The organism is Daeguia caeni (genome assembly GCF_042653845.1).
GTDB lineage: Bacteria > Pseudomonadota > Alphaproteobacteria > Rhizobiales > Rhizobiaceae > Brucella > Brucella caeni.
On sequence record NZ_JBHSEL010000044.1, the window covers coordinates 134,355 to 155,515 of the forward strand.

A 21,161-nucleotide genomic window follows, 5' to 3' on the forward strand; every position below is an offset into this window, starting at 1 on the left:
AAAATCGCTCTTTTGCGCAATAAATCCATTTGAGCGGATAAAACACAGGCAAAAACGCGGAACAGGGCATTGCGCCGGATACAAATAAACGCACTGCCCTGCCCTGATTAATGCGCCTCATCCCAGTTTTGTGCCGCGCGTGCATCGACATGCAGCGGCACTTTCAGCGCCACCGCCGGCATGGCGGCATTTTCCATCACATGGCGCACGACGGGTATGGTTCTTTCAACCTCGTCATCCGGCACCTCAAAGATCAGTTCGTCATGCACCTGCAACAACATGCGCGCATTGAGCCTTTCCTGCACCAGCGCATCTTCCATGCGGATCATGGCGCGACGGATGATATCGGCGGCAGAGCCCTGGATCGGCGCATTGATGGCCGCACGCTCATTGAAGGCACGCAGCTGCGGGTTGGAGGCTTTGATTTCGGGATAATGGGCACGGCGGCCAAAGATGGTTTCCACATAGCCATGCTCGCGGGCAAAGGCCTTGGTTTCTTCCATATAATCCCTGATGCCGGGGAAGCGTTCGAAATAGGTGCGGATATATTGCCCGGCCTCCTCGCGCGAGATCGACAGCTGATTGGCAAGGCCAAAGGCCGAAATGCCGTAAATAATACCGAAATTGATCGCCTTGGCGCGGCGACGCACTTCCGATGGCATGCCTTCGATCGGCACGCCGAACATTTCCGATGCCGTCATGGCATGAATATCAAGGCCATCGGCAAAGGCCTGTTTGAGCTGCGCAATATCGGCAACATGAGCCAGCACGCGCAATTCGATCTGGCTATAGTCGGCAGAAACCAGTTTGTGGCCGGGTTCGGCGATGAAGGCCGTTCTGATCTTGCGCCCTTCGGCCGTGCGCACCGGAATATTCTGCAAATTCGGATCAGACGAGGAAAGGCGCCCCGTCGATGTCGCCGCCATGGCGTAGGACGTGTGGACACGCTTGGTCTGAGGATTGATAAATCCCGGCAGCGCATCGGTATAGGTGGACTTGAGCTTGGTGATCTGACGCCAGTCAACAATCTTGCGCGGCAGTTCATGACCTTCGGCCGCCAGATCTTCCAGAACCTGTGCCGAGGTTGACCATTGGCCGGTCCTGGTTTTGGACGCGCCCGGCAGGCCCATCTTGCCAAACAGAATATCGCCAAGCTGTTTTGGCGAGCCGATGGTGAATTTTTCGCCGGCAAGCTGATAGATTTCCTCTTCCAGCGCGCCAGCAGCCTGCGCCAGATCGCCGGAAAGCCGCGACAGAACCTGTCGATCAACCGAAATGCCGCGCTCTTCCATGCGTGCCAGCACGTCAACCAGCGGGCGTTCGAGCCGTTCATAGACCGACACCATCCCTTCCGCGACAAGTCGCGGTTTCAACACCTGCCAGAGACGCAGCGTCACATCGGCGTCTTCAGCGGCATAGGCGGTGGCGCGTTCAATATCGACCATGTCGAAACTGACGGCATTCCGGCCTGAGCCGGCCACCTCCTTGAAGGCAATCGGGGTGTGACCCAACCAGCGCTCAGACAAAGCATCCATGCCGTGGCTGCCGGTACCGGCATCCAGCACATAGGAAATCAGCATCGTGTCATCGAAGGCGACGATGTTGATGCCGTGGCGGCGCATGACCAGCCAGTCATATTTCATGTTCTGCGCGATCTTGAGAACAGAGGCGTCTTCCAGCACCGGCTTCAGCGCGGCAAGGGCCGCCTGCAGCGGGATCTGGTTTTCTATCAGCCCGCCGCCCAGAAGATCACCCTGGCCCGACCTGTGCTGCAACGGAACATAGGCAGCCTTGCCGGGGGCAAGCGCCAGCGAAAAGCCGACCAGTTCCGCCTGCATCGGATCAAGCGATGTGGTCTCCGTATCAAAGGCGAGAATGCCGGTTTCAACCGCTTCCCTGAGCCATGAATTCAGCGTGTCGAGATCGCGGATCGTGACATAGCTTGCCGTATCGAATTTCTGTGTCAGTGCCTCTGAAGCGCGTTTTGCTGCCAATGCGCCCGGCGTATAGCCTTCCGGTGCCGCAGGTGCCGTCTTTTCAGCCGCCGGGACGGAGGCATTTTCAAACAGGCTTGCCTGATTTTCTGCCGCCCCCGGCTTCACCGGCACATCCATATCCGGCCCGTGCGCATCCTTGCCCCAGTCGGTTTCGACATGGCAGGGCTCGACCGCAGAAGCATCCGTATCGGTTGCCTCGGCCACGCGGCGGGTCAGCGAGGTAAATTCCATCGCCTTGAGAAAGCTGATCAGTTTCGGGCCGTCCTGCGGTTCAAGCACCAGCCCGTCCAGATCGACATCAAGCGGCACATCCTTGCGCAAGGTCACAAGCTGGCGCGCAATCCGCGCCTGATCGGCATGGGCGATGATGTTTTCGCGCCGCTTGTTCTGCTTGATCTCGGCGGCCCGGGCAAGCAGCGTGTCGAGATCGCCAAATTCCTCCAGCAATTGCGCTGCCGTCTTTGGCCCGATGCCGGGAATGCCGGGAATATTGTCCGTGCTGTCACCGGTAAGCGATTGCAGATCGATCATCTTTTCCGGCGGGACACCCCATTTTTCGATCACTTCGGGAATCGAAATCTGCTTGTCCTTCATGCCGTCATACATCGACACCTTTTGTGTCACGAGCTGCATGAGATCCTTGTCGGAAGAGACGATCGTCACGTCCGCGCCGGCCTGTTCGGCCAGATGCGCATAAGTGGCGATCAGATCATCGGCCTCAAAGCCTTCCTTTTCGATGCAGGGCAGATTGAAGGCGCGGGTTGCCTGACGGATCAGGCCGAATTGCGGCACCAGATCTTCCGGCGGCGCAGTGCGGTTGGCCTTGTATTCGGGATAGATTTCATTGCGAAAGGTCTTGGAGGAATAGTCAAAGATGACGGCAAAATGCGTCGGCACCACGCCCACATCGGTGTTGCGCGCATCCTTCAGCAGTTTCCATAGCATGTTGCAGAAACCCGACACGGCACCAACCGGCAGGCCATCGCTCTTGCGGGTCAAGGGCGGCAAGGCATGGTAGGCGCGGAAGATATAGCCCGAACCGTCAACGAGAAAGAGATGATCGCCCTGTTTCATGGCCTTGTCCTTGCCTGATCAAAAAAATCGCCCAAGGCTTAAAGGAAAGTGACAGCGATGGGAACCGGCCTCTTGTCAGGAGCCATCACCATCCACCTTAAAGCGTGTCAAAAAACTTGTCCGAAACCAACCATTACAGATTTTTAATCTGTCGGCCTTTGAAACGCCATTTTTTATTCCCAGATTACAAACATCGACGCCACGTCGATTACCGGCCGCACAACTCGTCCCCCGTTGGTCGCCGGTTACTCGCAGCAGCCTCTTCCCCTCTCCAGGCTGCTGCTTGAGTCTTGTGATATGGCCGTTGTGGTTCCCCCTCGCCGCAACGGCCAATCTTTTTGCCTTTTCCGGCCTTCTCCCGATTTGTTGACGACATTCCTGCCGAAACAGCCACTGGTACGACCCAAAGCGGGTTTCTTCTTTACGTTGCAGGTTGTACTGTGCCGCAAGATTTACGACTCGTCAGGAAGTTTTCATGTCTACGCAATCGATCGACAAAGTCCTCAACCACCTTGATGTCAATCTGGACAAAAGCCTCGACCGGCTGTTTTCCCTTCTGCGCATCAAGTCGATCTCGACGGATCCGGCTTTCAAGGATGAGTGCCGCAAGGCCGCCGAATGGCTGGTTGAAGATCTGAAATCCATCGGCTTTGACGCCAGCATCCGCGAAACCCCCGGCCATCCGATGGTGGTTGCCCATCATGAGGGGCCAACAGCCGATGCACCGCATGTGCTGTTCTATGGCCATTATGACGTGCAGCCGGTTGACCCGCTCAATCTTTGGGAAAGCGACCCGTTCGATCCGGCCATCAAGGATCTCGGCAATGGCCGCAAGATCCTGACCGGTCGCGGCACGTCGGACGACAAGGGCCAGCTGATGACCTTCGTTGAAGCCTGCCGCGCCTATAAGGCCGTCCATGGCAATCTGCCGGTGAAGGTCACCATCCTGTTTGAAGGCGAGGAGGAATCCGGTTCGCCGTCGCTCAAGCCATTCCTTGACGCACACAAGGATGAACTCAAGGCCGATTTCGCACTCGTCTGCGACACATCCATGTGGGATGCCGAAACGCCGGCCATCTGTGTCGGCCTGCGCGGTCTGGTGGGTGATGAAATCGTCATCAAGGCGGCTGACCGCGATCTGCATTCTGGCTCCTTCGGCGGGGCTGCAGCAAACCCGATCCATATTCTGACCAAAATTCTGGCCGATCTGCATGATGAAAACGGCCGCGTGACCATTCCGGGCTTCTATGACGGCGTTGAGGAAACACCGGCACAGATCCTGCAATCGTGGGAAAGCCTTGGTCGCACACCGGAAAATTTCCTCGGCCCGATCGGGCTTTCCATCCCGGCAGGTGAAAAGGGCCGCAGCGTGCTGGAACTGACATGGGCGCGCCCGACGGCGGAAGTCAACGGCATTACCGGCGGCTATACGGGCGAAGGTTTCAAGACCGTGATTGCGTCTCAGGCCTCGGCGAAAGTATCGTTCCGACTGGTACACAAACAGGACCCGGTCAAGATCCGCGAAGCCTTCCGTAAATTCGTGCAGGATCGTGTTCCGGCTGACTGCTCGGTTGAATTTCACCCGCATGGTGGCTCGCCAGCCATCCAGCTTCCTTATGATTCACCGCTGGTCTCCAAGGCCAAGGATGCACTGTCCGATGAATGGCCAAAGCCTGCCGTGCTGATTGCCATGGGCGGCTCGATCCCGATTGTCGGCGATTTTGACAAGTTCCTCGGCATGGAATCGCTTCTGGTCGGTTTCGGCCTTGAGGATGACCGCATCCATTCGCCCAATGAAAAATATGAGCTGAATTCCTTCCACAAGGGCCAGCGCTCCTGGGCAAGGATCCTGGATGCCATCGCATCCAGATAGGGGTATGCATTCTGGAATCACGCCCCATAGCAAAAACAGTTGCGCGTCCGCACAGGACGCGCAAGATGGCTGCAATCCAGCCTGATCAGGAATGACTGCATGACAATTCGCTACCACAAAAATGATCTGCCCAATCTGGACAATTATCAGGTTGATGCAGTGGCCATCGACACCGAAACGCTCGGCCTCAATCCACATCGTGACCGGCTCTGCGTGGTACAGATTTCGCCGGGCGACGGCACGGCCGATGTGATCCAGATTGAAGCCGGACAGAAAAAGGCGCCCAATCTGGTCAAGCTTCTCAAGGATCGCTCCATCACCAAGATTTTCCACTTCGGCCGCTTTGATCTGGCGGTTCTGGCGCACACCTTTGGCGTCATGCCGCAGCCGGTCTTCTGCACCAAGATTGCCTCGAAGCTCACCCGCACCTATACGGATCGCCACGGGCTGAAAGAACTGTGCAACGAATTGCTGGATGTCTCGATTTCCAAGCAGCAGCAGTCGTCAGACTGGGGGGCATCGGTGCTGAGCCAGGCACAGCTTGAATATGCCGCTTCCGACGTGCTTTATCTGCATCGCCTGAAGGCCATTCTGGAACAGCGTCTGGAACGCGAAGGCCGTACGAAACAGGCCGAAGCCTGCTTCAAGTTTCTGCCGACGCGGGCAGAACTCGATCTGATGGGCTGGCCGGAAGACGATATATTCGCCCATAGCTGATCCCGGAGCCCTATGGGCATGGTTTTCCGGGAAAACTGAAAAATGACAGGGCCTCGAGCATGACGCGGCCCTTTTCATGTTTTTCGGTTTACCTCCCTTTAAACCGCCGCATTTATCATTCAGGCGATTGATCATATCAAAAGCATTCAGAGCGCGGATAAAGCCATGTCAGACTGACTGATCAAGACACATTTATCGCCCTGAATGGTAATGAAAACGGTAGATCAAGGCGCTTATGGCATCGCGTGACCGCAATAATGGACGCATCGAACCGCGTTTTGGCGATGACGACGAACGTGACGAAGATGATTTCCGGATCGACGAGGAGGATCGCATGGCCGCATCCCGCCGTCGCGGGCGAAAATCGTCTGACGAGCGCGAACCTCGCGGTTCCCGCCGCAGACGCAGGAAGTCGCGTAGGCCTTTCGGCCTGATCCGGCGCGCCGTTTACTGGTCGCTCGTGCTGGCGCTGTGGGGCGGCATCGCCTTTGCCGGCCTGATGGTCTATTTCGCCGCCAAGATGCCGCCAACGGCTGAATGGGTCATTCCCGATCGTCCGCCCAATGTGCGCATCGTCGATGTCAATGGCGAGCTGATTGCCAATCGCGGCACCACCGGCGGCCAGGCGGTCAGCCTTGCCGAAATGTCGCCCTATATTCCGCAGGCCGTCATCGCCATTGAAGACCACCGTTTCTATTCGCATTTCGGCATTGATCCGATCGGTCTTGCGCGCGCTGTTGTCACCAATCTGACAACCGGGCGCACGGCACAGGGTGGCTCAACCCTGACACAGCAGCTTGCCAAGAACCTGTTTCTGTCGCCCGAGCGCACGATTGAGCGCAAGGTACAGGAAGTCATGCTGGCACTCTGGCTGGAGCAGAAATATACCAAGGATCAGATTCTGGAGATGTATCTGAACCGCGTCTATCTCGGTTCGGGCGCCTTTGGCGTGGATGCAGCCTCGCGGCGTTATTTCAACAAATCGGCCAAGGACGTGAACCTCATGGAGGCGGCAACGCTGGCAGGGCTGCTCAAGGCGCCGTCGCGTCTGTCGCCCGCCCGCGATCCGGAAGCAGCAGCAGCCCGCGCCAGGCTGGTGCTTGCCGCCATGCGCCGCGAAGGCATGATTGACGATAAGGAACTGGCCATTGCCGAAAGCGAACCACCCGCGCGCCCAGCCTCCTTCTGGCAGGGCTCGGAAAATTTTGTCGCCGACCGCGTGGTTGCCGAGCTTCCGGCCCTCATTGGCGAAGCAAAGAGCGACATCACTGTCTACACGACGATTGACCTCAATCTTCAGCGCGTTGGCGAGGAGGCGATCAAGGACCAGATCGCGCAGAACGGCAAGAAGATGAATGTGAGCCAGGGCGCACTGGTTTCGATCGACAATACCGGCGCCATTCGCGCCATGGTGGGTGGCGTTGACTATGCGGCAAGCCAGTTCAACCATGTCACGGAAGCCAAACGCCAGCCGGCATCGAGCTTCAAGCCATTCGTCTATCTGACGGCAATCGAACAGGGCCGCACGCCCAATTCGGTGCGCAATGATGCGCCGGTGCGCATCGGCAAATGGACGCCGAGCAACGACAATGGCAAGTATATGGGCGAAGTCACGCTTGCGACCGCACTTTCCCATTCGCTCAATTCGGTTTCCGCCCAGCTTGTGATGGAAGTCGGTCCCGAAGCCGTGGTGGATACGGCGCATCGCCTTGGCATTGAATCCAGGCTTGAGCCCAATGCGTCGCTGGCGCTTGGCACATCCGAGGTTACGCTGCTGGAACTGACCGATGCCTATGTGCCCTTTGCCAATGGCGGCTTCCGCGCGCCGGCCTATCTGATCACCAAGGTGACCGATGCCGATGGCAATGTGCTCTATCAGCGGTCGGAAGGCGTCGGCCCGCGGGTGCTGGACGACAGAAGCCTTGGCATGATGAATGCCATGCTGCGCCGCACCGTGGAAGATGGCACAGCCAAACGCGCCGCCTTTGGCTGGCCTGCCGCCGGCAAGACCGGCACCAGCCAGAATTTCCGCGATGCGTGGTTTATCGGCTATACTTCCAATCTCACCACCGGCGTGTGGTTCGGCAATGATGACGGCAAGCCGATGAAGCGGGTGTTTGGCGCAACCCTGCCTGTCAATGCGTGGAAGGCCTATATGAAGGCTGCGCACAAGGGCGTGCCGATTGCCGAACTGCCCGGCCATTATGACATTGAAAATGTCCTGCCCGGCGGCAGCGACGGCATGTTTGACCCCGATCAGCCAATGGACCCGAACATGATGCCGCAGGGCAGCTATGATCATCAGCCAGCCCTGCCGGAAGATGACGGCTATTGGCCGCCAGCACCGGCAGCACAGGCGCCGGGCTATCCGGCACACAATGACGGCCTTGCGTCGCCGCCCGGCAATGTCAGCGGCAGACAGCGTGGTTCAACCACCCTGCTCGACATCATCATGGGCAATTAGCAGGACTGCTGCCCGCCCCTGAGCCATCCCTGCACAGCATGGCGCAAAGCAAGAATTCCACTCGAATTCCTGACATGCTTGGTCTATTTATGGAATCCTGCACATCGGCCCGAAAATCAGAACCGCTTTTCGGCAAGCACGATGCGTAAAACAATAGCCTAGAGCATCATGTGCAGCCGAAAGGATGCACGGCGCTCTAATGAGGTTGCCATGTCACAAGTCTGCCCAATTACTGGATTTTCGACCGAAACCCCGCCAACACAGGATGGCGAACGCAAGACTCTGGTTCTGACTGGCGCAAGCCGCGGTATCGGCCATGCGACAGTGAAGCGTTTCTCGCGCGCTGGCTGGCGAGTAATCACCTGCTCCCGACAGGATTTTTCCCAAGACTGCCCATGGCCTGCCGGGCCCGAAGACCATATCAAGGTTGATCTCTCCGATGCCGAGGACATTGGCAGGGCGATCGCCGAAATCCGCCGCCGTCTGGAAGCCGATGGCAGCAAGCTGCATGCATTGGTCAACAATGCCGGCATCTCGCCCAAGGCGGAAGGCGGCAAGCGCATGAACTCCATCGAAACACCAATGGCAATCTGGCGCGACGTGTTTCAGGTCAATTTCTTTGCACCCATCATGCTGGCGCGCGGCCTGTTCAAGGAACTGGAAGCAGCCAAGGGTTCGGTCGTCAATGTGACCTCCATCGCCGGCAGCCGCGTCCATCCTTTCGCCGGTACCGCCTATGCCACCTCCAAGGCGGCTCTTGCTGCGCTTACCCGTGAAATGGCATCCGATTTTGGTCCCTATGGCATTCGCGTCAATGCAATTGCGCCGGGCGAAATCGAAACCTCCATCCTGTCGCCCGGTACGGAAAAGCTGGTGGAACAATTGCCCATGCGCCGTCTTGGCCAGACGTCGGAAGTGGCCGAAACCATCTATTTCCTATGCACCGACGCCTCATCCTATGTGACGGGTGCAGAAATTCACATCAACGGCGGTCAGCACGTATGATATGGCGCGGTCAGCGTCATATATGATATGCGCAGACCCGGTATTAAATCGATTGAAGCGGGAGGAACTGATGATACTGTGCTGTGGCGAGGCCCTGATCGACATGCTGCCGCGCGAGACGGCAGGCGGAGAGACGGGATTTGTGCCCCATGCAGGCGGATCGGTCTTCAATAGCGCCATTGCGCTTGGGCGGCTCGGGGTGAAGACCGGTTTTTTCTCCGGCCTTTCATCGGACTTTCTGGGTGACATCCTGCGCGATACGCTGGCACGTTCCAATGTCGATTATTCCTTTGCCAGGATCGCCGACCGCCCGACCACGCTGGCCTTTGTGCGGCTTGTCGATGGGCAGGCGCGCTACGCCTTCTATGATGAAAATACCGCTGGCCGAATGCTGGCGGAAAGCGATCTGCCCGTACTCGATGACAGTATCGAGGCCATGCTGTTTGGCTGCATCAGCCTGATTTCCGAGCCTTGCGGCAGTGTCTATGAAAAGCTGATGACGCGCGAGGCGGCACGCCTCGTCATGTTCCTCGATCCCAATATCCGCGCAAGCTTCATCACCGACCGGGAAAGCCATCTTGCCCGCATGAAACGGATGATCGCGCTTGCCGATATTGTCAAACTGTCCGACGAGGATCTTGCCTGGTTTGGCGAACAGGGCAGCCATGCTGAAATTGCCGCGCGCTGGCTGAAAATGGGGCCGAAACTGGTGGTGATCACCAGGGGCGCGCATGGGGCGGATGCCTATAGCCGGAACCATACCGTGCATGTTCCGGGCGTGAAGGTGGATGTGGTTGATACGGTCGGCGCTGGCGACACGGTCAATGCCGGGATACTGGCAAGCCTGAAGGCCCAAGGCCTGCTCGGCAAGGACGCCATTGCAGGCCTGAGCGAAGAGGCCATCCATTCGGCCGTTGCCTATGGCGTGCGGGCTGCCGCCGTCACCGTCTCGCGCGCCGGCGCCAATCCGCCATGGCTGCATGAAATGCAGGACTAATCCTCCCCCAATTCACACCCCCCACAAAATTACCGTCTTGTGCCAATAAGTGGTGGAACATCATGAGGATATAAAGGGTCAGACCATTGGACGTTCTACGCATTGCAGCCTTTTCGCAGGGTAATCAGGGCGGAAACCCCGCCGGTGTGGTCATTGAAGAACACTTGCCGCCGGCAGACATGATGCAGGTCATTGCCCGTGAAGTCGGCTTTTCGGAAACCGTCTTTGCCATGCCGGAAGGCAATGGCTGGCGCGTGCGCTATTTTGCGCCGGAAATGGAAGTGCCGTTTTGCGGCCATGCAACTATTGCGCTTGGGGTTGCGCTCGCCATGCGCGAGGGCGATGGGCGCTTCATCCTGCACCTCAACCATGACACGATCAGCGTTGACGGACGCCGGGAGGGCGATCTCTTTGCTGCCAGCCTGCTATCGCCTGCAACGCGCAATCGTGCGGCAACCGACAATGAAACAGAACAGGCCATGGCGCTGTTCGGTTATGAGAAGGATGATCTCGCACCAGACATTCCGCCTGCCCTGATCAATGCCGGGGCGGATCATATTGTGCTGGCCTTGCGCACGCGCGAGAAACTGGCTGCGATGAACTATGACCTCACCCGCGGGCGCGTTCTCATGAACCGGCAGGGCTGGACGACGATTCTGCTCATCCATGCCGAAACGCCGCAGCGCTTCCACAGCCGCAACCCGTTTGCCTCGGGCGGGGTTTATGAAGATCCCGCCACTGGCGCCTCCACGGCTGCCTTTGCCGCTTATCTGCGCGATATTGGCTGGCCGCATGACGGCCGGATCGAAGTCATCCAGGGCGAGGATATGGGCTGCCCGTCGCAGCTATGGGCCAAAATCGGCAATGAACGCGGCGGCCCGATTCGCGTCTTCGGCACGGCAAGACTGATGGATTAAATCAGCCCCCGCATCAGACGCGCACAGTCTGATCGACACGCTGCTCATTGCCAAAGAATTTCAGATAGCGCGCGACTTCCTTCGGATCGCCCGTGGCCTTCTGCGGATTGTCCGACAGTTTCACCGCCGGACGGCCATTGGCATCCGTGACCTTGCAGACCAGCGAAATGGCATTCAGCCCCTCGATATTCTGCGGCGCGCAGCCGGCAAAATCATTGGTGAGATTGGTGCCCCAGCCAAAGCTCATGCGCACGCGGCCATGAAAATGGCGATAGGTCGATTCGATCGTATCGACATCAAGTGCATCCGAGAAAATCAGCAGTTTTTCGCGCGGATCCTTGCCCTTGGATTTCCACCATTCAATGATGCGCTCACCGCCTTCGATCGGCGGGGCGCTGTCTGGGCGAAAGCCTGTCCAGTCTGCCACCCAGTCCGGCGCATTGCGCAGGAAGGCCGCCGTGCCAAAGGCATCCGGCAGGACGATCAGCAGATTGCCGCCATAATAGCGGTTCCAGTCCTGCAAAACGCGATAAGGCGCGGTGCGCAGTTCCTCGTCTGTGGTGGCAAGGGCCGCCAGCACCATGGGCAATTCATGCGCATTGGTGCCGAGCGCTTCCAAATCGGTATCCATGGCAAGCAGTACATTGCTGGTGCCGGTGAAGGCATCACCAATGCCTTCCTTCAATGCCTCGACACACCAGCGCTGCCACAGGAAGGAATGTCGGCGGCGCGTGCCGAAATCCGAGATTTTCAGATCAGGCAAGGCGCGCAGACGTTCCACCTTGCTCCACATCTTGGCCTTGGCGCGGGCATAGAGCACATCGAGCGAAAAGGGGCCGAGATTTTTCATCGCCGCGCGCGAGCGCAGCTCGTTGATGATGGCGAGCGCCGGAATTTCCCACATGGTCGTATGCGTCCAGGGCCCGTGGAAATGCAGCTCATACTGGCCATTGCGGCGGCGCAACTCATATTCTGGCAGCTGGAAATCGGCAAGCCAGCTCAGGAATTCCGGCTGGAAAATCTGCTTGCGGCCATAAAAGCTGTTACCGGCAAGCCAGATCATTTCCTTCTTGGAAAAACGCAATGTGCGGGCATGATCCAGCTGGGCGCGCAATTCACTTTCCTCGATCTCATCGGCCAGACGCACCGAGGTCGTGCGGTTGATCAGCGAAAAGGTCGCATTCACCTTGGGGTACAGCCCCCAGATCATCTGCAGCATCAAGAGCTTGTAAAAGTCCGTATCCAGCAGGCTGCGTATGATGGGGTCAAGCTTCCATGTATGGTTATAAACGCGCCGGGCTATGTCGGTTTTGGCCATTGAGGGCTCCAATGCAGGGAATTACGCTGCCAACGCCAGATTTATACTGAAAAGGCGGGGGGTTCCCGCCTTTTAAAGGTTTCGTCACGCTTTGGGAAGCTCCACCACTATTTCATGCTCACCATCCGGCTTGATGAGCACGCCATCGTCCGGCTTGGTGACCTTGCGGCCATCCAGCTTGATCGCCTTGGCCTTCGCTCCGGCCACGACCCTGATGCGGTAGAGCGTTTCACCGAAGCGCAGTTCGGCCTCATAGCCATCCCATTCCGGCGGCAGCACCGGATCAAGATGCAGCCGGTCGCCGCGCCGCTTGATGCCGAGAATGCCCTCGGTTGCCACGCGATAGAACCAGCCGGCAGAGCCCGTATACCATGTCCAGCCGCCCTGGCCGCGGCGCGGCTCGACCGAATAGATGTCAGCGGCAATGACATAGGGTTCGACGCGGTAGACATCCGGGTTGCGGCCATGGTTGACCGGGCTGATCAGCGAGAACAGCCGCCAGGCTTCCGCCGCCTTGCCCATGCGGGCAAGCGCCAGAATGGCCCAGGTTGCGCCATGGGTATATTGGCCACCATTTTCGCGCACACCGGCCGGGTAGCCCTTGATATAGCCCGGCTCCTGCTCGCTCTTGTCAAAGGGCGGCGTGAAGAGGCGCAGCAATTCGCCCTCTTCATCCAGCAGGTGCCTTTCAAGCGAAACCATCGCCTGCTCGGCACGCTTTGGATCGGCAACGCCCGACAGAACGCTCCACGACTGGGCAATCGCATCGATCTGGCATTCGTCGCTGTCCTTCGAGCCAAGCGGTGCGCCATTGTCGTAGAAGCCGCGGCGATACCATTCGCCATCCCAACCATCGCGGTCGAGCGCCTTGATGAGGCTTTCCAGATGTTTCGACCAGCGGGCAACGCGATCCTTGTCCTTGCGCGCCTCGGCAATCGGCAGGAAGGCCTTCAGCGTATAGGCAAGGAACCAGCCAAGCCATACGCTTTCGCCCTGTCCATGTACGCCGACAAGGTTCATGCCGTCATTCCAGTCGCCACCAAGCATCAACGGCAGGCCATGCTTGCCGGTGCGCTTGATGGCAAGGTCAAGCGCCAGCGCGCAATGTTCATAAAGGCTTGCCGTCTCCCTGGAGATTTCCGGCTGATAGAAGGCATCATGTTCGCCCTCTTCGAGGGTACGGCCTTCAAGGAAAGGCAGTTTCTCATCGAGAATCGAGCGGTCACCCGTGGTCTCGACATAAAGCGACGTGCCATAGCCAAGCCAGACCACATCATCCGAGATCAGCGTGCGCACGCCCGCCCCCGTGCCAGGCAGCCACCAATGCTGGACATCGCCCTCGGGAAACTGGCGCGAGGCGGCATTGAGGATCTGTGCCCGTGCCAGCGACGGATCAATAAGCAGCAGCGACAGCGTGTCCTGCAACTGGTCGCGGAAACCGAAGGCGCCCGATGCCTGATAGAAGGCGGCACGCGCCCAGATGCGGCAGGCAAGCGCCTGATAAGGCAGCCAGCCATTGACCATGAGGTCGAAGGCCGGATCCGGCGTCTTCACCTGGACATGGCTGAAGAAGTCCCGCCACTGGCGCCTTGTCGCGGCAAACTTGTCCTCGAACGAAACCTTGCGGTTTTCGGCAACCAGCGCCCTGGCCGCAGCCTGATTTTCCGCATTGCCCATAAGGAAGACGACTTCGCGCGATTCACGCGGATCGATCTCGATATCAATGGCAATGGCAGCGCATGGATCGCGACCGGCCTCGACCGTGTTTGACAGCGTCTTGCCCTGCAGCACGACTTCCGGCAGATCGACAGAGCCGGTCGAGCCGATGAATTCGCTGCGATCGGCCGTGACCGATTGCGGCGTTTCACTGGCTGCAAAGAAGGCGATCTGGCCGGACTTGTCCGGGTGATATGGATTGCCGGCAAACAGCGCGCCCAGTTCCGCATCATGCGACGGCACGATGAACGGTACATTCTTCGAGCGTTCATTGCCCAGCGCCCATTCGACATAGCCATAGATGCGCAGCTTGCGCTTCGAGCGGCCATTATTGGAAATGGTCAGGCGTGAGAAGCGCACCGGCCTTTCGACATCGACAATATGGGTGAGGTCGAGCAGCAATTCGCCATGGCGTGAGGAGAAACTGGAGAAGCCATGGCCATGGCGCGCCTCATAGGTCACGCTTTCATCGCGCACCACATTGGCGGTTGGCGCAAAGCTGCGGCCAGTCTCGCGGTCAAGAATATAGATCGCCTCTCCCGGACGATTGACCACCGGATCATTGGCCCACGGCGTGAGCTGATAATCGCGGCTGTTGCCGGCCCAGGTGAAGCTCGTTCCTTCCGCTGAGACATGGAAGCCGAAGGATGGATTGGCAATCACATTGATCCATGGGTGCGGCGTGGTGGTGCGGCCATTCAAACGCACGACATAGCTGCCATCCTCGGCAAAGCCGCCATAGCCGTTCCAGAATTTCAGATCATCGCCATCTGGACGCGGACGCTCCGGCGCGCGCCTGACGACAGGGAAACGCTTTTCCTCCTGTCCGCGCTCCGCCGTAGCCTGGCCAGCCGCGCCAAGGCCACTGGCGGCCTGTGGCAGGGCGGCCGCCTTGTCACTGCGGGCGGCAAGGTCGCCGGAGATTTCCTCATTGCGGCGCAGCTGTTCGGCAAGCGAACCGTTCTGCGCATGCATGACAATGCGTGCGGAGGCGAGCAGCGTATTGTAGCTTTCCTCGCTCATCTGGTCGCGGCGCACCGCAAAGATGTGCGGCAGACCACCGCCGCGGGCGCGGAAGCCTTCCACGATCCATTCAATGGCGCGCTGCGTATCCTGCGCATAGGAGAAGGCGCGTTCATTGATCGCCACCACGTCAACAATCAGCCCCTTGCTGCGCCAGTATTCCTGTGCCCTCAGCACGCCGCGCAGCACATCGAGATCGGCCTCATTGTCGATGCGCAGGGCAAAGATCGGATTGTCGCCGGAAATCGACATTGGCCAGAGATCGGACTGTTTGCCAAGGCCGCTGGCGATGGTCTCCGGCGGCTGGCGCAGGGTGCGTTCCGGGTAAAGCAGATAGGTCGCAGCCTTCTGATAGTCGGCCGCTTCCGCAGGCTTGATGCCGATATGGTAGAGCTGCACCTGCGAGCTCGTCCAGGACAGGGCATATTCGCGCACGAAGGTTTCCGGATGGCGATGGCTGGCCACGGCCTGTTCCACCGCCTCGCGGCTTCCGCCGGCGAAAGTCCAGAACACGAGGCTCACCTTCTTGTGTGCCGGCACACGGACGCGGGTGCGCACCGAGGCGATCGGATCGAGCGTGCAGCCCTGGCTGCCGCCATAAGGTGCATCCGGCTCGAAGACGATTGGATTGCGCAAGGTGCGGCCACGGCCGATGAAAGCGCGGCGGTCGGTTTCGGCCGCCGTTTCGCGCACGCCCCCCGTCAGATCCGCCACAAAATGCGCGACATGGATATCCGGGTCCTTCGGCGAGCGCTTGCGGCGCTTGGCATAGATGGTCGAACCATTGTCGGCAATTTCGGTCTCGACGAACATCTTGGCAAAGGCCGGATGCGCGGCATCGCTGGCGCTGTCATTCAGCACCAGTTCGGCATAGGAGGTCACCTCGATGATGCGGTCGCGCGCCGAGGTGTTGATGATGTCGAGCCTGCGACCCTCGCCATCCGAATCGGAAGTGACAATGACTTCCACCACCGTCTTGATGTCGCCGGCAGTCTTGTAGAATTCGGCCTTGTCTTCGGTGAAGACGGTCTTGGCCTCTTCATCCGGATTGCGGACAGGCTCGCCCGTCGCCGACCAGAAATAGCCGCTTTCCATATCGCGCAGGAACAGGAAGGTGCCCTGCAGATCTTCCGTCGCATCGGCATGGAAGCGGGTAATGTCCCAATTGTGCCAGCGGCTGTAGCCCGAACCATTGGCCGTCAGCATCAGCGCATATTGTCCGTTGGACATCATATGCGTGGTGCGCGGCGCCTTGAACGGCTTGTCGATGATGCGCATGGGCGCATCGTCGAAACCACCGGAATCCACACGCATCGGGTTTTCCGTCTTGGCGTAGATCATCGGGATTTCGCGCGGCGCCTTTTCCTGCAGCAGGAGTTCGGCTGCCTCGATCACCGGATCGGAATGGAAGCGTTCGCGCATGCGGCCTTCAAAGATGACATTGTTGACCGCGATGATCGACATGCCATGGTGGTGGGCATAATAGTTCTTCACCACGGCACAGGTTTCGCCCTCACGCACACGCGACGGGGTGAAGTCAACCGCATCATGGAAGCCATAACGGCCAAGCGCGCCGAGCTTTTCCAGCCGCTTGAGGTTCGCAACCGCCGCCGCAGGCTGATATTGTGCGGCAAGCAGGCTGGCATAAGGCGCAATCACCGCATTGCGCGACAGGCCGCGCTGAAGCCCGAGATTTGGCACGCCGAAGTTTGAATACTGGTAGTTCATATGCGCATCGCGCGCATTGAAGGCAGCTTCCGAAATGCCCCAGGGCAGACCGCGCGAGGTGGCATATTCGATCTGGCGCTGCACGATGAGCTTGTTGGTCTGGTCAAGCAGCGAGCCGAGCGGTTCGGACATGACCAGCGGCGGCATCAGATATTCGAACATCGAGCCGGACCAGGACAGAAGCGCTCCCTTCCAGCCCACCGGCACCAGAAGGCGGCCAAGCTTGAACCAGTGTTCAACCGGCACGTCGCCCTTGGCAATGGCAAACAGGCTGGCCAGACGCGCTTCGGAAGCCAGAAGGTCGTAGCAGCTTTCGTCGAGTTCATTTTCCTGTACGCGGAAGCCGATCGACAGAAGCCGGCGCTCCTTGCGTTCAAGGAAGCCGAACTGCATGTCAAAGGCAAGCTGGCGGGCGCGGGCGGCCAGATCACGCAGACGCTCACGCAGCGCATCCGTATCATGTTCGCCAATGGCGTCATTGGTATGCGCTTCGCAGGTCTCGACCAAAATATGCGTCCATTCCCTGGCCTCGGCGCTGTCCTGGGTCTGGATTTCACCATCCAGCTCGTCCATCAGCCGCTCGATATCCTGCGCAAACAGGGTCAGGTTGATGGTGCGGAAGGATGCCGTTTCCGGCTCTTCCTTCATCATGCGCACGGCGCGGCGGAAATTGGCGATGCGTTCTTCCAGCCGACGGCGCAGCGGGCGCAGGATACGACGGTCGTCCGGGATCTTGGCGATCGTTTCTTCCAGGATGGCATTGACGTCGAGAATGCCGTCAAGATCGGCCTGGACATAGACGGATGGGGCTTCGGCCCATTCTTCCAGCGCCGAGGAGAGTGTCACCAGATGGCCGGCCAGATTGCCGCTATCGACTGCCGAGACATAGAGCGGGCGCAGCGGGGTCAGCGTATCGGTCTCATACCAGTTGTAGAGATGGCCCTGATATTTTTCCATCTTCTCCAGGGTCTGGATGGTCGCCTCGATACGGTCGACCGTCTCGTCAAAGCCGATCCAGCCAAAATCACGTGCCGCGACCACCGAAAGCAGATAGACGCCGATATTGGTCGGCGAGGTGCGGCGGGCAAGGATCGGCGCCGGATCTTCCTGGAAATTGTCTGGCGGCAGGTGGTTGTTTTCCGCATTGGCAAATTCGGCAAAATAACGCCAGGTACGCCGCGCATAGCGGCGCAGCGCATTCCTGTCCGAGGACAGCACTTCCAGCGTATCCTGCGGCTTTGCCGAACGGCTGACCAGCCAGGCAATCAGCGGCGATACGAACCAGATCACGGCAAATGGTGCCGCGATGATGGCCGACGGGCTTTGGGCCGCCAACGGAAACAGGATGGCAAGGACAGCGATGGCAAGGGCCGGCCACATCAGCTGGATATAGAACAGCAGCGTATCGGGTGAAGCCTTGGCCTGAGCGGCCGTGCGCCATTCCAGAAGGTCACGGCGCGAGACAAACAGGCGGTAAAGCGTGCGGATGATCGCATCCGCCATCGAATAGGCCGTATGGGCAAGGAAGGTGGTGCGCAGCGCCACATCCGCCGTGCCAAGCGCCACATCGGTCAGCACCGACTGGGCATGGCCCTTCAGCGAATAGTCCATATTGACCGGAATCAGATTGGCCAGAATGCCAAAGGTCGGCGCCACGAACATGCTGACAATGAGGAAAAGCTGCCAGACAGCCGCCACGCCAAGCGGCAGCACGCTCCAGCCGACGATGGAGGCAATCAGCCACAGGATCGGATTGAGTGAGCGGCGCAGATTGTCCACCATCTTCCAGCGCGTGATATTGCTGATGCCGCGATTGGTGGAGAAAAGCCATGGCAGAAGCTGCCAGTCGCCGCGCGTCCAGCGGTGATGGCGCGAGGCATCGACATTATAGCCGGTCGGATAGTCTTCAACGACTTCCACATCCGTCACCAGCGCACAGCGCACATAGCCGCCTTCCAGAAGGTCGTGGCTGAGCAGCGTATTGTCCGGCACGCGGCCCTTCATCGCCGCTTCAAAGGCATCGATGTCATAAAGCCCCTTGCCGGTGAAGGTGCCCTCGCCCAGCAGATCCTGATAGGTATCGGACACGGCAAAGACATAAGGATCAATGCCGCGATTGACCGAGAAGACGCGCTGCAGGAACGAAGCCTCGTCGCCCGTGGTGAGCGACGGCGTGACGCGCGGCTGCAAAATGCCATAGCCGCGGGTGACCGTGCCGGTCTTCGGGTCGATGACCGGGCGGTTGATCGGATGGTTGAGCTTGCCGACCAGATGGGTGACCGCTTCCGGCGTCAGGCGCGTATCGGCATCAAGCGTCATGACAAACTTGATGTCCTTTGGCAGGCGTTCATCCGCCGGGAAGAAGGTAGTATCCTGATCGCCGCGCAGAAGCAGGTTGAGCTCATGCAGCTTGCCGCGCTTGCGCTCCCAGCCCATCCAGCATGACTGTTTTTCGTTATAAAGCCGTCGACGGTGCAGCAGGAAGAAACGCGGCTGGCCGTCGCCGGTATAATGCGCGTTCAGCTTGGCGATTTCCTCGCGTGCATATTCATAGATTTCCATGTCGGCAGGCGAAATTTCCTGCTGGGAATCCGTCCAGTCACTGACCAGCGCGAAATAGATCTCGCCACGCGGATTGGTCAGATAATGCACTTCCAGATTGCGGATCTGCTCATCCACCGAGTCGCGTGAAGTAATGAAGGTCGGCACGGCCACAAGCGTGCGCGCCTCGGCCGGCACCCCGTCCTTATATTCAAAGCCCACAAGGCGCGTTGGCTGGACAAAGCGCGGCACCAGCGCATTGAACAGCGAATAGGCCGCATCCATGGCTGGAAACAGCGCCAGAAGCGTGAACAGCGTGCGCAGTTCGGCCGAAAGGCCCGCGCGCATCATGAGATAATGGGTGAGGCACAGAATGATGACCGTGAAGATCGCGGTCGGAATGAACAGGCCCCACAGGCCAAGCCCGCGATAAAAACGCAGCAGGCGCACGCTGAGCGGCGCACGATAGCCGCAGATCCTTTCCAGCTCCTTGCGCCCATCGCCGGACAGATAATAAGCAAGCGAACCGGCGATGGCCTCTTCGCCATTGCCTGCCGCCACGGCATGGCTGCCTTCTGATGCCAGCTTGAGTGCCGCCCAGGCGATGTCGATCTCACTCATATTGGAGTGGCGGGCAAGCTGCTCGATCGTGACGCGATAGGCATTGCGCGAGTGAAAATCGAGCAGTTCGAAATCGCTGTGATCGCGCAGGATCGCATCGACCTCATTGACGGTTTCAAACCATGTTTCCCAGTCGATGTCGTCAATCGACTTAAGACTGCGGATGATGTTGCCCATCGTCACACCGCCGGTCGACTGGCGGGCGTGTTCTTCGACGATGGCATCTTCGGCATGGCTGCCTGCCTTGTCCAGAATGCGCTCCAGCCAGTCGGCGGCCGGTGTCGTATCGATGGATGCATTGCGCAGACGATAGAGAAGATGGGTGGCGAAGGTGCTGTCGGCGGCCACCTGTTCATATTGCGCCAGAACCGAATCAAGATCGCCACTTTCAAGGGCGACCACGATGCGGTCTGCCGCCGTATTGGCGAGATTGCGCATGGTGCGCGCGCGATCAACGCGCATCGCAAGACGGCGCGCATTTTCGATCAGTACATAGCGCACCGCCGATGGCAGGGCCCACAGCTCACCGATCTTCAGCGGCTCGACAGACTGGAAGCCATTGACGATGGCCGTCAGGGTCGTCAACGAGAAATTGCTGTCGGTATGGGCGACATAGAGCCAGGCCAGCGCAAAGATGCGTGGCATGTCGGGGATTGCCTTGTAGACCGGCAGTTCACGGATGAACTTGCGCGGCAGGTCTCGGCGGGTTTGCTGGACGTTCTTGTCGATCTGGTAATGGTTATCAAGCAGCCATTGCGCGGCTGGCGTGATCGTCTCACCCTGACGTGAGGCCGCATCAGCGGCGCGATAGGCATGCAGAATGAGCTTGCCATTTTCTGACAGGCGCTTGTCGAACGGAAAAGCCAGATAAGCTGGAAGGGGCAGGTCTTCGCCGCGCGCAACGGTTGCGGCGAGTTCATAAAGCTCCTGCTCTGACTGATATGGCGCGCGAATCGGAACCGGCAACTCGGCCGGAATCTGCAGGACGCCATCCGGAGCGTTTTTTTTCTGCCCCGATTTTTTCAGGACTGACTTTTCTTTTGAACTGGATAGCGAAGAAGACAATTCGGGCATCTGCCTTAACAGCCTTTCCGAGAAGAATGATCGATATCGGCGGGGGATGGCAGGCCATGTTGCAAGCCAGCCATATTGGGTACCCTTCTTGCCTGT

The 21,161-nt window shown here is 58.9% G+C and carries 9 protein-coding genes; 6 read left to right on the forward strand and 3 right to left on the reverse strand.

Translation table 11 applies throughout. The annotated features are described in order from the left end of the window. Positions 1 to 107: 107 nt before the first annotated feature. Positions 108 to 3,071 carry a DNA polymerase I gene (polA, locus tag ACFO1V_RS05685; protein ID WP_374830050.1) on the reverse strand — a complete coding sequence of 988 codons (2,964 nt, stop codon included), beginning with the start codon at positions 3,069 to 3,071 and terminating at the stop codon, positions 108 to 110. A 475-nt stretch (positions 3,072 to 3,546) separates the two neighbouring features. Between polA and ACFO1V_RS05690 the strand changes: the two genes are divergently transcribed. From ACFO1V_RS05690 to ACFO1V_RS05715, 6 genes are all read left to right on the forward strand, one after another. Further along, positions 3,547 to 4,944 carry a dipeptidase gene (locus ACFO1V_RS05690; RefSeq protein WP_374830048.1) on the forward strand — a complete coding sequence of 466 codons (1,398 nt, stop codon included), beginning with the start codon at positions 3,547 to 3,549 and terminating at the stop codon, positions 4,942 to 4,944. A 99-nt stretch (positions 4,945 to 5,043) separates the two neighbouring features. Beyond that, entirely contained in the window at positions 5,044 to 5,661 is a 618-nt protein-coding gene (locus ACFO1V_RS05695; protein WP_374830046.1) for a ribonuclease D, read from the forward strand. A 235-nt stretch (positions 5,662 to 5,896) separates the two neighbouring features. Beyond that, positions 5,897 to 8,125 carry a transglycosylase domain-containing protein gene (locus ACFO1V_RS05700; protein ID WP_374830044.1) on the forward strand — a complete coding sequence of 743 codons (2,229 nt, stop codon included), beginning with the start codon at positions 5,897 to 5,899 and terminating at the stop codon, positions 8,123 to 8,125. A gap of 210 nt (positions 8,126 to 8,335) precedes the next feature. After that, complete coding sequence (locus tag ACFO1V_RS05705; RefSeq protein WP_374830042.1) at positions 8,336 to 9,130, forward strand: SDR family NAD(P)-dependent oxidoreductase; 795 nt, start codon at positions 8,336 to 8,338, stop codon at positions 9,128 to 9,130. Positions 9,131 to 9,200: 70 nt separating this feature from the next. Next, positions 9,201 to 10,127 (forward strand): carbohydrate kinase family protein, encoded by a 927-nt coding sequence (locus ACFO1V_RS05710; protein ID WP_374830040.1) that lies wholly within the window; start codon positions 9,201 to 9,203, stop codon positions 10,125 to 10,127. An 86-nt stretch (positions 10,128 to 10,213) separates the two neighbouring features. Next, on the forward strand, positions 10,214 to 11,044 hold the full coding sequence (locus tag ACFO1V_RS05715) for a PhzF family phenazine biosynthesis protein (RefSeq protein ID WP_374830038.1): 831 nt from the start codon (positions 10,214 to 10,216) through the stop codon (positions 11,042 to 11,044). 13 nt (positions 11,045 to 11,057) lie between these two features. Here the strand turns inward: ACFO1V_RS05715 and pncB are convergent, their stop codons facing one another. Both pncB and ACFO1V_RS05725 read right to left on the reverse strand, forming a co-directional pair. Further along, the gene (gene pncB, locus ACFO1V_RS05720; protein WP_374830036.1) at positions 11,058 to 12,362 is read right to left on the reverse strand and encodes a nicotinate phosphoribosyltransferase; all 1,305 of its coding nucleotides are present in this window, start codon (positions 12,360 to 12,362) and stop codon (positions 11,058 to 11,060) included. Between the two features lie 84 nt (positions 12,363 to 12,446). After that, complete coding sequence (locus tag ACFO1V_RS05725) at positions 12,447 to 21,065, reverse strand: glycoside hydrolase family 94 protein (RefSeq protein ID WP_374830034.1); 8,619 nt, start codon at positions 21,063 to 21,065, stop codon at positions 12,447 to 12,449. Between the last annotated feature and the right edge of the window lie 96 nt (positions 21,066 to 21,161).